Genomic DNA, 14,192 nt, shown 5'->3' on the forward strand with positions numbered 1-14,192 from the left:
ACCTCGCGCGGGTGGCGCGCGGGGCGGCGGAGGTGTGGGTCAGCGTTCCGCCTGACGCTGTTCGATGTTGCAGTCGGGGCCGGGGTAGATCAGACCCTCGTGGCCGTCCTCGAAGCGGACCACGTACGGCGGCTGGCCGTCGGTGCCGCGCACCTCGATGATCTCGCCCTTCTGGTCCACCATGCCCACCGACCTGCTGTGGATGTGGAGCTGGTCACCTACCGCTGCGTGCATGGTCTGCTCCTCGGGTCGTGTGTTCCTGCCGTCTCCGCGGCCGTTCCGCTATCCACTGTGCTGCGGGCGCGGCGGGCTCGCAACGCCTCGGGCGGGCGGGGCGTCCGAGGCCCGCGGGGCCGGGCGTCAGCGGGCGGACGGCTGTTGCGCGAGGTAGCCGCGGACCAACCGCTTGCACTCGGCGATCAGTGCCGGATCGCCGTCGGGGGCGTCCCGGAAGGCCAGTTTGAGCACCGCGTCGGCGGCCTCCAGGGCTACCCGCAGGGTCAGTGTGGTGGCCGTCGGGTCGCCCGTCCGGAACAGTTCGCCGCCGAGCGCCTGGAGCCGCAGCGCGACGGCGGTGTTGTTGTCCACGCCCGCGTCCAGCAGGTGCCGGTCGTCCCGGACACCGGTGGGGACGGCCGGGCCGGCCAGGCCGAAGTCCAGTCTTCCGAAGCCCGGCACCGCGCGTTTCATCGCCACGAACTCCTCCACCGCGAGGTCGGTGAAGACGGCGGGGCCGACCGGCGCGGCGGCGGCCAGCCGGGCGTCCAGGCGCTGGAGGTACTGGTCGAGGTTGCGGGTGGCGAGGGCGGCCAGCAGGTCCTCCTTGCCGGCGAAGAACTGGTAGAGGGTGCCGATCGGCACTTGGGCGCGCTGGGCGACCTCCTTGGTGGTGAGCGCGGTCGCCCCGACCTCGTCCAGCAGTCCGGCGCAGGCGTCCAGGATGCGGCCGTACCGCTCCAGGCTGCGCTGCTGGACCGGGCGGCGCCTGACCGGCCCGGTCGTCCGCTGACTCCTGGTTCCCGCGTTCATGACCTCACTGTGCCGCATCCGCTGTTGCGGCGGCGAATCACCGGGGCCCGAGTGGCCCGGAGTTCCCCGTGAGGCGGGAGCCGAGTGGTGGCCGGAGCTGAACGGCACGGTGGCGGGAAGGTGTCCAGGGGCCGGCATCGGCCTTGTCGTGGACGCGAGGACAGGTTCATACTCCTGAGGCGGACTACCTTGCGTGATCGACGCGTGCCTCTTCGTGGTGATCGCGATTCAGCTGTGGCGGCCGAGGCGCCCGTGACGGACGCTCCGCCGCCACCCGAGGTCTGGATGACCCCCGTGTGCCTCCACTGCTCGTGCCACGTCCCGTGGTGCCGGATCCCCGTGTGTGCCCCGCCGAGCGGAAGGAGGGGATCGGTTCGGTGACGCTGTCCTCCGGAGGGCGCGAGGCCCTCGACACCGGGCGCCGCCGTCAGTTCCTGGAGTCCGGGTACCTGGTCCTGCCGGGCCTGCTGCCGGAAGCACTGCGCGAACGGCTCGCCCCCGAGGTGGACCGGTGGGTCGACGAGGGCCTGCGGGCCCGGTCGATCGCCGCGTGCGCCGACCCCCTACGGCACGGACCGCCCCCGCTGCTGGAACTGGAACTGCCCGCCCACGGTGAACTCCTCACCCACCCGCCGCTGCTGCGCACCCTGACCCGCCTGCTCGGGCCGGACTTCGTCTTCCACCACCTGCACAGCGACCGCCAGGACCCGGGGATCCCGGGCAAGGCCTGGCACCACGACTGCGAGCCCAACGACCGCTCCGACCCGTCCCTGCTGATGGTCCACGCGCTGCACTACCCCGGCGGACTGGACGAGAAGGTCGGCAGCCTGGCCGTGCTGCCCGGCTCGCACCTGCGCGCCGTCGGCAAGTACGCCTTCGCCCACCACGGCACCGCGGAACTGCCCGGCGAGGTGGTGATCGACCGGCTGCCGCCCGGCTCGACGGTGCTGCTCAACTCGGCGCTGTTCCACACCCGCCGGCCGGCGCCCGAAGGGCCGGGCCGCCCCCGGTACTTCGTCGACGCCTCCTACTGCCAGGTGGGGGCGCGCTGGCGCCCGGTGAAGCCGTACTGGCGGCAGATGCTCGCCCGGGCCCGCGAACTGGACCTGGCCGACGGCCAGTGGCCCGAGCTGTTCGCGGAACGGCACTTCACCGAGTACGGCGGCGCCGAGTACACCGGCGCCGGGTACACGGGCGCCGAATCCACCGGAACCGTCTGAGGAGCACTGCCGTGGAGATCGTCACCGCCGTCGCCTACCCCGAGGTCCACGCCGCCTACCTGCGGGACCACCCGCTGGAACGGGCCCACGAGGCGAACAGCAACCTGTACGGCGAGGAGAGCCTCGAACGCGCCGACCGCATCCCCGGCGGCTGGCGGCGGATCCGGCTCTCCCGGGCGGACGTCCTGGGCGTCGTGCTGCCCTGGCACCTCAGCGAGGGCGGGGAGCTCGAACTGGTGCCGCGCTCCGGACTGACGGTGGCCGAGGCGGCCGAGCGGGTCCGCGCCGGCGGAGCCGCCTGGACCGCCGCCAACCCTGTCTGCGCGGCGAAGCTGCAGCTGCTGCGGTGGGCCCCCTTCACGCCCGTCTACCTCAGCACCGCCCCGATCGGCCACCCCGACTACGGGGACCTGAAGGTCCGGTCGGGCCTGATCCACCTCGACGGCCTGCACCGCATGCTGGCCTGGGAGTTGGCCGGGCGGCTGCCCGAGCGGGCGCTGCTGGACGGCTACCTGGCGGGTGATCCGAGGGTGGCCGCCGTGCCCGCCCGGCAGGGCCGGGCGGGGGAGAATCCGGCGTGACGCCCGCGACGCAGCACGTCCGATCCGCGTCCCCCGCCCGCTCCGCCCGCTCACTGCCCGGACTGCTCGCCCACCTCGCCCGGGCCCACCCGGACCGGCCCGCCCTGGGCGACGGCGTCCGCGGCTTCGACTACCGCACGCTCGACACCGCGGCCGCCCGGATCGCCGCCCGGCTGGCGGCCGCCGGCACCGGCCGGGGCGACCGGGTCGCGCTGGTCGGCCCCCGGGACGCCCGGATGCTGGTGCTGCTGCACGGGGTGCTGCGCTCGGGCGCGGCGGCCGTGCTGACCGATCCGGACTGGTCGGCGGCCGACCTGGCCCGGCGGCTGGCGTCCGTCCGGGTGGCCCGGGTCCTGGCCACCGAGGGCGGACTCGGCGGGGAGGCGGTGGACGTCGAGGCGCTGCCGGAGCTGCCCCCGGTGGCCACCGAGGTGCGGGGCGAGGACCTCGCGTACCTCTCCTTCACCTCCGGGTCGAGCGGCGAGCCCAAGGCGGTGGCCGTCACCCACGCCAACGCCGTGCACTACGCCCGGGCGCTGGCCGGGCGGCTCGACCTCACCGAGGCCGACGCGCCCTGCGCCGCGCACGTCACCACCCTGGCCGCAGACCTCGGCCACACCGCCTGGCTGCTCGCCCTGGCCACCGGCGGCTCGGTGCACCTCGTGCCGGACCGCGAGGTGCGCGACCCGGAGGCCTTCTGGGCCTCGCTCCGGCGGGCGCGGGTGGACGTGCTGAAGACCACCCCCTCGCACCTGACCGCCCTGCTGGAGGGCCGCCCGGCCGACTTCCCGCCGCTGCACACCGTGCTGCTCGGCGGCGAGCCGCTGCCCCGCCCGCTTGCCGCCGCCCTGCTCGACGGCGCCGTCACCGCGCGGCTGGCCAACCACTACGGCCCGACCGAGACCACCGTCGGAGCCACCTGCCTGCTCGTCACCTCCGCCCGCCAACTGCCCGCCGAGGAGCCGACCGTACCGATCGGCACCGGGATCGGGGAGGTGCTGCTGGCCGTGGTGGACGGCACCGGCCGGGTGGTGCCGGACGGCACGGTGGGGGAACTCCTCATCGGCGGCCGGGGCGTGAGCGCCGGGTACTTCGGGCGGCCGGCCGAGACCGCCCGCGGCTTCGTCCGGCACGAAGGCCGACCGGTCTACCGTACCGGCGACCTGTGCCGCAGGCGAGCGGACGGGAACCTGGTCTTCCTGGGCCGGGTGGACCGCCAGGTGAAGGTCCGCGGCTACCGGGTGGACCTCGCCGAGGTGGAGCGGGCCATGGACGGCCACCCGGGCGTCGCCCGTTCGGCGGCGCTGCTTCGGGAGGCCGCGCTCGGCAACCAACTGATCGGCGTCGTCCGGCTGTCGGACGGCTTCGGCGGCCTGGAGGCGCTGACCGCGCACCTGCGGGACCGGCTGCCCGGCTACTCCGTACCGCAGCCGATCCTGGTGCTGCCGCAGTTCCCGGTCGGGCCGAACGGCAAGCTCGACCGGCCGCGGCTGGCGGAGCTGGCGGCCGAACTGGTCGAGGCCCGGGCGGAGTCGAGCGGCGCCGCCGGGAGCGGCCCGGCCGGGGAGATCGCCCGGTTCTGGGCGGGCGCCCTCGGCCTGCCCGCGGTCGGGCCGCACACCGACGTGCTCAGCCTCGGCGGGGACTCCATCCTCGCGATGCGCACCATCGCCTTCCTGCGGCGCTCCGGTCTTCGGGTCGCCTACGAGGACTTCTACCGGCACTCGACGGCGGAGGGCCTGGCGGCGGCCGCCGTCCCGGTCGCGCCGTCCGTCCCGGCCCCGCGCGGCGACACCGACCGGCCCCGACTCGCCCCCGCCCAGCGCTGGTTGTACCGGCAGCGGTCGGTGCGGGACCTGCGGCACTGGAACCAGTCCGTGCTGCTGCGGTGCCGCACCGCCGTCGACCCGCAGGCGCTCTCGGCGGCCGTCGCGGCCGTCCTGGAGCGGCATCCGGCGCTGCGCCGGCCGGTCACCCCGGACGGCTGCGGCGAGGTCCGGGCGGTGGCCGACCTCGACCCGGTCTCCTACTCCCGGATCCCGCGCGCGGCCGGGGAGATCGCCGACACCGTCGCCGGGGTCTGCACCGAACTCCACCGCAGCATCGACCCGTTGGCCGGCCGGCTGCTGCGCGCCCACCTGTTCGCCGGCCCGCCCGGCACCGACGACCGGCTCGCGCTGATCGCGCACCACCTGGTGGTCGACGGGCTGTCCTGGCGGATCCTGCTGGACGACCTGGCGCACGCGTACCGGGCGGTGCTCGACCGGAAGCCGGCCGACCTGCCGCCGACGGCGGACTTCTACGCCTGGGCGGCGGTCTCCCTGCCCGTCGCCGAGCGGGTGGGCGCGGAGCCCGCCGACGGCGAGCCGGCTCCGCAGGAGCCCGCGGCGCTCAGCTGGACGCTCGACCCGGACGCCACCGCCCGGCTGATCGCCCGGCACGGCGCCGGCGCCGGACTGGAGGCCGTGCTGCTGGCCGCCTTCACCGACGCCGTCACCGGCGACGGCGGACGCCCCCGGCTCACGGTGGAGGTTGAGACCCACGGCCGGGACGCGGTCGGCGACGCGGGCGAATTCCTGGACACCGTCGGCTGGTTCACCGCCGTCAAGCACGTCGAGCTGGACGCCGGCGCCACCTCGGACACCGTGGCGCGGCGGCTGCGTGAGGCACCCGTCCGGCCGATGGACGCGCCCGGCGAACGGCCCGCCGTCGGTTTCAACTTCCTCGGCACCTTCCGGCTGCCCGAGGAACCCGCGCTGGACTGGACCGTCGCCGCCGAACAGGCCGGGACGGCCCGCTGCGCCGGGGGCGACCCGCTGTACGAACTGCGTCTCACCGCACGGGTGGTGGAGCAGCGGCTGGTCGCCGACCTGGTGTACGGCCGGCCCGGCCTGCCGCACCCGGCCGCCGAGCGGATCACCGGGCGGTTCGCCCGGGCCGTGGCGGCGCAGGCGTGGGCGCCGCAGGCCGTACCGCCGGTGCGGGCACCGCTGTCCACCTCCGGCCAGCTGCTGCACCCCGGCGTCGCCACGGCCACCCGGGCGCGGGTGAGCGAACCCGCCCGGGTGCTGCTCACCGGCGCCACCGGCTACCTCGGGCGGCACCTGCTGGCGGCCTTCCTCCGGCGCGGCGCCCAGGTCACCTGCCTGGTGCGGGCTGCGGACGACGCCGAGGCGCTGGCACGGCTCGGCACCGGCGCGGGCGGCGAGACCGGCCCCGTCCGGGCGCTCGCCGGGGACATCGACCGGGACGGCCTCGGCCTCTCCCCGGCCGGGCGGGAACTCGCCCGGGGCGCCCACCTGGTGGTGCACGCGGCGGCGGACGTCCGGCTGGTGGCCCCGCCCGACGAACTGGAGCGCACCAACCACGCAGCGGTGCGCCGGCTGCTCGACTGGGTCGGGGAACACGCCCCGGACGCCCGGCTCCACCATGTCTCCACGCTCGCCGTCTCGGGCGGCGTCGACGGCCCGCCGCGCCGCTTCAGCGAGGCGGACCTGGAGATCGGCCAGCACTTCCGCACCCCGTACGAGCGGACCAAGTACCGGGCCGAGCAGGCCGTGCGGGCCTGGGCCGCCCGCGGACACGCCGCCTACCTGCACCGCAGCGGCCACATCGCGGCGCACAGCCGGACCGGCGCGTTCCAGGCCAACGCCGACGACAACCGGATCTACCAGCTGATCCGCGGCTACCTGCTCGCCGGCGCCGCGCCGAGCCGGCCGGACACCGCCTTCGCGTTCTCGTACGTGGACACGGTGGCCGCCGGGATCGCCGCGATCGCGCTCGACCCGTACGCCGCGCCCGGGGCGTACCACGTGGAGTCACCGCACGCCGTCCCGCACGACGAGCTGGTGCGGTGGCTGGCCGGGCACGGCCACCGTGTGCGGCTCACCGACGAGGAGACCTTCGCGGCCGCCCTCGCCCGGGCCGAGCGACGCCACCCGACGGCCGCCCGGCTGGCCGCCGCCTGGGCGGCGCAGGAGGAGCGCGGCGTCCTGGTGGACAGCGCGTACACCACCGCGGTGCTCGACCGGCTGGGCGTGCGTTTCGCCGCCCCGACCCCGCGGTGGTGGTCGGCCGCGCTCACCTGGGCCGCCGAGGCCGGCTACCTGCCGCCCGTCGACCCGCCCCCACCCACCGGTGACGACATCCGTGCCGCCACCGGTGACGACATCCGTGAAGGCAGGACCAACCCGTGAAGGCAGGCCCCGTGTCCCAGCTGTCCCCGGTGCTCAAGCAGGCCACCCCGGTCGTCGCCGTACGCGGCGAAGGACTCCACCTCTACGGCGCCGACGGCCGCCGCCACCTCGACTTCACCTCCGGCGTGGGGGTGACCAGCACCGGCCACTGCCACCCGAGGGTGGTCGAGGCCGTCCGGGAACAGGCCGGCCGGCTGATCCACGGGCAGTACACCACCGTGCTGCACGACCAGCTCCTCACGCTCACCGAGCGGCTCGGCGAGGTGCTGCCGCCCGGCCTGGACTCGCTGTTCTACGCCACCGCCGGCACCGAGGCGGTGGAGGCGGCGCTGCGGCTCGCCCGGCACGCCACCGGGCGGCAGAACGTGATCGTCTTCGAGGGCTCCTTCCACGGCCGCACCATGGGAGCGGCCTCGCTCACCACCGCCGGCACCCGGTTCCGGGCCGGCATCGGCCCGCTCATGCCCGGGGTCGCGGTGGCGCCCTTCCCGGCCGCGTTCCGGCTGGGCCTGTCCGAGGACGAGGCGGTCGCGCACGCCCTGCGCGGACTGGACGAGGTGCTCGCCACCGTCTCCGCGCCCGCCGAGACGGCGGCCGTGTTCGTCGAGCCGGTGCTCGGCGAGGGCGGCTACGTCCCGGCCCCGCCCGGCTTCCTGGCCGGGCTGCGCGAACGGGCCGACCGGCACGGCATCCTGCTGGTGGTGGACGAGGTGCAGACCGGCTTCGGCCGCACCGGCCGGTTCTGGTCCCACCAGCACGAGGACGGGGTCGTCCCCGACGTCCTGATCACCGCCAAGGGCCTGGCCAGCGGCTTCCCGCTGTCCGCGATCGCCGCGCCCGCCGAGCTGATGGCTCGCGCCTGGCCGGGCTCGCAGGGCGGCACCTACGGTGGCAACCCGGTGGCCTGCGCCGCCGCCCTGGCGACCCTGGACGTGCTGCGCGAGGAGCGGCTGGTCGAGAACGCGGCCGAGCAGGGCGCTCGGCTGCTGGCCGGGCTGCGCGCGGTCGCCGCCGAGGCGCCCGGGATCGCCGACGTCCGTGGGCTCGGGCTGATGGCCGCCAGCGAGTTCTGCCGCCCGGACGGCACCCCGGATCCGGAGGCGGCCCGGCGGGCCCAGCAGGCGGCGGCCGAGTACGGCCTGCTGCTGTTGCTGTGCGGGATCCACCTGAACGTGGTCCGGATGATCCCCGCGCTGGTCGTCACGGCCGAACAGATCGACGAGGGCCTGGAGCTGTGGGCGAAAGCCGTCGCGGCCGGTGGCCGGTAGGGAGGAGAGGACATGGAAGCGGTGACCGAAATCGGTTGGAGCAGCCTGGAGTTGGACGCCCGGCGGGAGCTGTGGTCGCTCCCGTTGGGGGAGCGGGAGCGACGGCTGCTCTGGGCCGACGCGCGGGCCGGACGCTGGGACGCGGCCGAGGAGGTGCGGGCCCGGCTGCGGGAGTTCGTTCGGAACGCCGCCGACTCGGTCGGCATCACCCATGTGAGCGGACTGGTGGACCCGGCCCACCCGGAGCAGGAGATCACCGAGGTGCTCTCCTTCCTGCTGCGGGACTTCGGCCGGATCGTGCCGCAGAACGGGCGCGGTGACCTCACCTCGGTGCTGCACGACCAGGACGGCGACGGCAACACCGAACTCGGCTTCCACTGCGACACCTGTGACCTGCTGGTCCTGCTCTGCATCCGGCCCGCCTTCGACGGCGGTGGGCTGACCAAGCTGGCGAGCGCCCGGCACGTGCACGACCTGATCCAGCGGGAACGGCCGGACGCGCTGTCCACGCTCCGCGAGGACTGGACCTTCGAACGCAGCGGTCGGGCCGGCCCGCAGGTGGTGGTCACCCCGATCCTGTACGACCGCAAGGACGGGACGGTCGGCTGCTACTACCAGACCCGCACCGTCCGTTCGTCCCCCGACCGCGGCGGGCCGGAACTGACGGACCGTCAATGGGAGGCGCTCGGCGTGCTGGACGAGGTGCTCTACCGGCCGGAGATCGCCTTCGGGCTGTCGATGGCCGCCGGGGACCTGCTGATCATCCGCAACAGCCGGGTTCTGCACGGGCGTTCGCCCTTCGTCGACGAGCCCGGGCGGTATGCCCGGCGGATGCTGCGGGTCTGGGTGAACGAGGGGGAGGAGTGGGCGCCGTGACCACCACAGGAGAGGCCGGCGGCGCGGCCGCACCGCACGGGCGGGTGGCGATCGTCACCGGCGGGGGCAGCGGGCTCGGCCGGGCCTCGGCGCTGGCCCTGCTGGCGGCCGGCTGGACCGTGGTCGTCGCCGGGCGGCGCAAGGACGCGCTGGAGGAGACCGCGGTCCTGGCCGGGCCCGGCGCCTCCCGGGTGCTGCCCGTCCCGACCGACATCCGCAGCCCGGAGGAGGTCGCCCGGCTCTTCGACACCGTCCTCGACCGGCACGGCCGGCTGGACCTGCTGTTCAACAACGCGGGCGCCGCCGCCCCGCGCCGGCCGATCACCGAGACCCCGTTCGAGGACTGGAACCGGGTACTGGACACCATCGTCACCGGCGGCTTCCTCTGCGCCCGCGAGGCCTTCCGGGTGATGAGCACCCAGACCCCGCAGGGCGGGCGGATCATCAACAACGGCGCGCCCTCGGCCTACGCGCCGCGCCCCAACTCGATCGCGTACACCGCCGCCAAGCACGCCGTCCTCGGCCTCACCAAGGTGCTCGCCCTGGACGGCCGGCCGTACGGCATCTCCTGCGGGCAGATCGACGTCGGCAACGTCACCCCGGTGGACGGCGGCCCGCAGCCGGCCGCGATGCAGGCCGACCGGACCATGGCCGTCGAGGCGACCATCCCGGTGGACCGCTTCACCGAGGCCCTGGTGCTGATGGCCTCGCAGCCGCCGGACACCAACATCCAGTCCCTGGTGGTGCTGCCGACCACCATGCCGTTCGTCGGAAGGGGTTGAGCCGTGCTGGTCAGTGCGCGCTCCTTCGCGGAGTACCGGGCGATGTTCGCGCTCACCGAGCGCGACCTGGAGCAGCGCGTCCTGGACTGCCCGGCCGGCGCCGCGAGCTTCGTGGCGGAGGCCGGGCAGCGCGGCGTCGATGCCGTCGCCGTCGACCGCCAGTACGCCGAGCACCGCGAGGAGCTGGGCCTGCTGGTGGAGCGGGAGACGGAGTTCAAGCGCGAGCGGCTGGTGAAGGAGACGGCCGGCTACGCCCGGGCCTGGTACGCCGACGCGGACGACATGATCCGCCAGTGGACCGCCAACGCCCGCGCCTTCCGCGCCGACATCGCCGCCCGCCCGGAGCGCTACCTGGCCGGCTCGCTACCCGAACTCCCCATCGCCGACGACTCCTTCGACCTGGTGCTCAGCTCGCACCTGCTGTTCTCGTACGGCAACCGGCTGGGCAGGGACTTCCACCGGGCGGGCCTGCTGGAGCTCGCCCGCGTGGCGCGCCGGGAGGTCCGGATCTTCCCGCTGGTGGTGTACGACACGGGAGCGCGCTACGAGGGGCTGGGGCCGCTGCGCGAGGAACTGGCGGAGCTCGGTGTCCCCAGCCGGGTGGAGCGGGTGGCGTACGAGTTCCAGCCGGGGGCCGACGAGATGCTGGTGCTCTCCGGCGCCGGCTACCGGGCGCCGGCCCGGACCGCGCCGGGCGCGGCGGGGGCCGACGACCCGGTGCGGTGGCGGCACCGGGAGCCGCGGGCCTGAGCGGTCCTCGGGCCCGCCGGTTCCCCTGCTGCACGGCATGCCCGTAGGGGGTATGGAAAACCGGGCGCACCACCGGTCCGGGCGCCCGCAGTTCGCCCTGGTCCGTCAGCTGCCAGCCGGTACCGTCGAAGCGGGCCCGGAAGATCTCGACGGTCCGGCCCCCGTGGTCGCGCCCGGTCAGGACGGCCCGGTCGCCCCGGGCGGCGGACCCGTCCGGGCCGGGCGCCGGGCTGGGCCGGGTGTCGCTCCCGCCACCGGGGCGGGCCCGGTGACGCCGGGCCCGCCCCGGTGGCGCGGGTGCGGAGGCGGTCAGTTGACGAAGACCGCCGGGCTGCCCGTCTGGCTGGTGTCGGCGACGGGGCCGTACGTCGCGGAGAAGTAGCCGTCGCCCGGGCAGAGCGTCGAGCCGCCGCTCTTGGCGAAGTGCTCGGTGCGGAAGGCCAGGCTGTGCGCGGCGTTGTCGGCGTTTCCGGTGAACGCGCCGCTCAGCTGGTAGGAGCAGGTGATGGTGCCGAACCAGGTGTCCAGCACGGCGGTGGCCTGGATCGTCCCGGCGGACCCGCCGGTGAGGGTGACCGGCAGGCCGGGCGCGTCGGAGACGGTGACGCCGTACGGCAGGTTGCCGACCGTCAGGCTGCGCACCGAGGTGACCCCGGTGACGTTGGCGGTGCACGAGCCGAAGGTCAGCCCGGTCAGCGACGCGGTCGCGCTGCCCGGCGCCGCCGGGTTGCTCAGGACCGAGGCCGAGAGCTGCGACGTGGCGCAGGTGACGCCGGTGGTGCTGGTCGCGGTCGAGTAGAAGGTGGCCTTGGTGCCCGCGGCGAGCGGCGCGGCGAGCGCGTCGCCCACGGCGACGGCGGCACCTCCCGCGCTCCCGGCGGTGAGCACCGGGCCGGCGGCGAGGGGCTCGGGCGACGCGGAGGCGGGTACGGCGGCCGGCGCGAGTGCGATGGTGGCGCAGGCGGCGATGACGGCAAGGTGGCGGCTGAAGCGCATGGGGAAACCTCTTCCTCGGTGAGGGGCGAGAAGACGTCCTCTCGCGGCTCCCGAGCGGTGGGGACCGGGGAGCGCGCGGCGTTTCCGGGTTCCATACGTTCCAGGCTGTGGCCGCGTGCCGTCAAGGCAATGGGCCGAACTTGCTGACTTTTCGTCAACAAGACCGACTGGCGGCGCCGGTTGCGGTCTTCCCTTCGCCCGTCGGGAGTTGCACTGTGGTGGACGCGGGTCCGTCGGCCCGTGCGGCGTCATCGGCCCGGGCCGACGGCGCCGCCCGGGCCGACGGCCTACCCCTGCCGGCGAGCGTGCGGCCGTCGACCATCGGCACGCGCGCGGACGGACTGCGGCGCGGTCGTCAGACCTGCGGCTTCCGGGGGTAGGGGGCGAGCAGGCCGAGGACGGTGGCGGTGAGCGTGTCGACGGCTTCGTCGGCGGGCAGGCGACCCTCCTCGGCCTCGGTGATCGCGGCGTGGACGAGTGCGTAGAGCGTGGTGGCCAGCCAGGTGCTCGGCAGGTCGCTGCGGAAGGCGCCTTCCCGTTGGCCGCGCGTGATGAGCTGGTCGAGGCGCTGGAAGACCGGTTCGTGGCGGTGACGGACGTGCTCGGCGCCGAGATGGCGGACGGCGGCCGCGTACAGGCCGCGGAAGCGGTCGAGCAGCCGGGGAGCGTGCAGGAAGCGGACGAGGGCCTCGGCCGCCGGCCCGGTCTCCGGGTCGGCGGCGTCGAGGGCGGCGGCGATCTCGGCGAGGGTGCGTTCCAGGGTGGCGTCGAGGACGGCCTCGCGTGAGTTGAAGTGCCCGTACAGGGTGACCCGGCCGACGCCGGCCGTCCTGGCGATCTCGGTCATCGTCGCGTCCGGGGTGCGGCCGAAGCAGACCAGTGCGGCGTCGAGGATCGCGGTGATGCTGCGCTCGGCGTCGGCCCGGCGGGGCGTGGACGAGGGGCGGTCGGTGGCGTCGGCGGTGGTCATGACGGCAGCCTACGCGGGGCTCAGTGCGCGAAGACCGGCCCGTCCGAGGTGTCCGGTTTCCCCGGCGGCACCAGCCGCAGGGCGAGCAGGGCCATGACGGCGGCGGCGATCGCGGAGGCGGTGAACGCCGTGTGGAATCCGGCCATGCCGGTGGTGCCGGTGAGGCTGGAGCCCGCGATGGCGGACGCGAGTGCCACCCCGAGGGCGCCGCCGAGTTCGTGCCCGGTGTTCACGATCCCGGACACCAGTCCGGCAGTGTGGTGTTCGACGCCGCGCATCGCGGTCGTGGTGGCGCAGACGAAGCCGGCGCCGAGCCCGGCCGCCAGCAGGACGAACCCGGGCAGCAGGTCGGTGGCCACGCCGGCGTCGGCCGGGAGCCGGGCGAGCAGTGCGGCCCCGCCACCGGTAACGGCGAAGGCGGCGACGACGGTCGGCCGGGAGCCGATCCGGCCGAGCAGGTGGGCGGCGGTGTGCGCGCCGAGGATCGTCGCGACGGCGACCGGCAGGAACGCCAGCCCGGTCTTCAACGCCGAGAAGCCGAGCCGGTGCTGCAGGTACCAGGAGGAGAGGAAGAAGGCGGCCAACAGGAGGCTGGAGGCGGTGAGCATGACCAGCGTGCCGGCCGCCACCGGACGGCTCGCCAGGAGCGGGAGCGGGGCGAGCGGCTGACGGACCCTGCGCGCGATGACCAGGAAGGCCACCGCGCAGACGAGCGCGGCCGTGAGCGGGACGAGCGTCGCCGCGGCTCCCCAGCCGGAGTCGCCCGCCCGCACCAGCCCGTACACCAGCGACCCGGCTGCCACTGTTCCGGTCGCCGCTCCCGGCAGGTCCAGCCCCCGGAGGGTGCCGGCCGGCGGCGTTGCCGGAACGAACCGGGGCAGCAGGAGCAGGATGGCGGCGCCGACGGGCACGTTGACGAAGAACACCCAGGCCCAGCCCGGCCCCGCCGTCAGCGCCCCGCCGAACAGCACGCCGGTTGCGGCCCCGGTGCCGCCGATCGCGCCCCACACGCCCAGCGCCCGGGTGCGCTCCGGGCCGTGGAAGGTGGTGGTGATGATCGACATCGCGGTGGGGGAGAGCAGTGCGGCGCCCATGCCCTGTACGGCCCGGGCGCCGATCAGCACGCCCCCGTTCCAGGCGAGGCCGCAGCCGAGGGAGGCGAGGGTGAACAGGCCCAGCCCGGCGAGGAAGGCGCGGCGGCGGCCGAGGCCGTCGGCCAGCCGGCCGCCGAGGAGCAGCAGCCCGCCGAACATCAGCGAGTACGCGGCGACCACCCAGGTCAGCGCGCTCCGGCCGAGGGTCAGGTCCTCGGCGATCGACGGAAGGGCGACGTTCACCACGGTCACGTCGACGATCAGCATGAACTGCGCCGCGCACAGCAGTACCAGGGCCCGCCAGCGGCCGTCGGGGCCGGACAGGGCGTGCGGCGGTGCGTCGGCCGGACTGTGGGCATGCGGCGGATGGTTCACGAGTACCCCCATAACTCGAACATTGGTGTACGGGTTAGCCTAGTCGCCGCACCCG

12 protein-coding genes are annotated in these 14,192 nt (G+C 75.3%); 7 read left to right on the top strand and 5 right to left on the bottom strand.

All coding sequences use genetic code 11. The features are described from left to right. Positions 1–39: 39 nt before the first annotated feature. A complete protein-coding gene (locus ACIRRH_RS18035) occupies positions 40–234 on the bottom strand; it encodes a DUF1918 domain-containing protein (RefSeq protein ID WP_403067837.1) in 195 nt (64 codons plus the stop codon). A 126-nt stretch (positions 235–360) separates the two neighbouring features. Beyond that, positions 361–1,029, bottom strand: coding sequence for a TetR family transcriptional regulator (locus ACIRRH_RS18040; protein WP_403067840.1), 669 nt, complete (start codon positions 1,027–1,029; stop codon positions 361–363). Between the two features lie 377 nt (positions 1,030–1,406). Between ACIRRH_RS18040 and ACIRRH_RS18045 the strand changes: the two genes are divergently transcribed. From ACIRRH_RS18045 to ACIRRH_RS18075, 7 genes are read left to right on the top strand one after another with little or no spacing between them, the layout of a single operon-like run. Next, positions 1,407–2,249, top strand: coding sequence for a phytanoyl-CoA dioxygenase (locus ACIRRH_RS18045; RefSeq protein WP_403067842.1), 843 nt, complete (start codon positions 1,407–1,409; stop codon positions 2,247–2,249). Positions 2,250–2,260: 11 nt separating this feature from the next. Continuing rightward, the gene (locus ACIRRH_RS18050; protein ID WP_403067845.1) at positions 2,261–2,830 is read left to right on the top strand and encodes a DUF6309 family protein; all 570 of its coding nucleotides are present in this window, start codon (positions 2,261–2,263) and stop codon (positions 2,828–2,830) included. After that, a complete protein-coding gene (locus tag ACIRRH_RS18055; RefSeq protein ID WP_403067848.1) occupies positions 2,827–7,026 on the top strand; it encodes an AMP-binding protein in 4,200 nt (1,399 codons plus the stop codon). The genes ACIRRH_RS18050 and ACIRRH_RS18055 overlap by 4 nt, the downstream gene beginning before the upstream one ends. A gap of 11 nt (positions 7,027–7,037) precedes the next feature. Beyond that, entirely contained in the window at positions 7,038–8,294 is a 1,257-nt protein-coding gene (locus ACIRRH_RS18060; protein WP_403067850.1) for an aspartate aminotransferase family protein, read from the top strand. 12 nt (positions 8,295–8,306) lie between these two features. Beyond that, on the top strand, positions 8,307–9,170 hold the full coding sequence (locus ACIRRH_RS18065; protein ID WP_403067852.1) for a TauD/TfdA family dioxygenase: 864 nt from the start codon (positions 8,307–8,309) through the stop codon (positions 9,168–9,170). Continuing rightward, positions 9,167–9,952 (top strand): SDR family oxidoreductase, encoded by a 786-nt coding sequence (locus tag ACIRRH_RS18070; protein WP_403067854.1) that lies wholly within the window; start codon positions 9,167–9,169, stop codon positions 9,950–9,952. The genes ACIRRH_RS18065 and ACIRRH_RS18070 overlap by 4 nt, the downstream gene beginning before the upstream one ends. 3 nt (positions 9,953–9,955) lie before the next feature. Further along, positions 9,956–10,702, top strand: a complete 747-nt coding sequence (locus ACIRRH_RS18075) for a hypothetical protein (protein ID WP_403067856.1) — start codon at positions 9,956–9,958, stop codon at positions 10,700–10,702. 309 nt (positions 10,703–11,011) lie between these two features. Here the strand turns inward: ACIRRH_RS18075 and ACIRRH_RS18080 are convergent, their stop codons facing one another. The 3 genes from ACIRRH_RS18080 to ACIRRH_RS18090 form a co-directional block, all read right to left on the bottom strand. After that, the gene (locus ACIRRH_RS18080; RefSeq protein ID WP_403067858.1) at positions 11,012–11,698 is read right to left on the bottom strand and encodes a Tat pathway signal sequence domain protein; all 687 of its coding nucleotides are present in this window, start codon (positions 11,696–11,698) and stop codon (positions 11,012–11,014) included. Between the two features lie 355 nt (positions 11,699–12,053). After that, entirely contained in the window at positions 12,054–12,668 is a 615-nt protein-coding gene (locus ACIRRH_RS18085) for a TetR/AcrR family transcriptional regulator (protein ID WP_403067860.1), read from the bottom strand. A 20-nt stretch (positions 12,669–12,688) separates the two neighbouring features. After that, positions 12,689–14,137: an MFS transporter gene (locus ACIRRH_RS18090; RefSeq protein ID WP_403067862.1), complete on the bottom strand. Its 1,449-nt coding sequence runs from the start codon at positions 14,135–14,137 to the stop codon at positions 12,689–12,691. Between the last annotated feature and the right edge of the window lie 55 nt (positions 14,138–14,192).

Source organism: Kitasatospora sp. NPDC101235 (genome assembly GCF_044767505.1).
Lineage (GTDB): Bacteria > Actinomycetota > Actinomycetes > Streptomycetales > Streptomycetaceae > Kitasatospora.

Excerpts from the sequence above, each read along its gene's own strand:
- ACIRRH_RS18035 (WP_403067837.1), bottom strand. The coding sequence starts at position 234 with ATGCACGCAGCGGTAGGTGACCAGCTCCACATCCACAGCAGGTCGGTG.
- ACIRRH_RS18040 (WP_403067840.1), bottom strand. The coding sequence starts at position 1,029 with ATGAACGCGGGAACCAGGAGTCAGCGGACGACCGGGCCGGTCAGGCGC.
- ACIRRH_RS18065 (WP_403067852.1), top strand. The coding sequence starts at position 8,307 with ATGGAAGCGGTGACCGAAATCGGTTGGAGCAGCCTGGAGTTGGACGCC.
- ACIRRH_RS18080 (WP_403067858.1), bottom strand. The coding sequence starts at position 11,698 with ATGCGCTTCAGCCGCCACCTTGCCGTCATCGCCGCCTGCGCCACCATC.
- ACIRRH_RS18085 (WP_403067860.1), bottom strand. The coding sequence starts at position 12,668 with ATGACCACCGCCGACGCCACCGACCGCCCCTCGTCCACGCCCCGCCGG.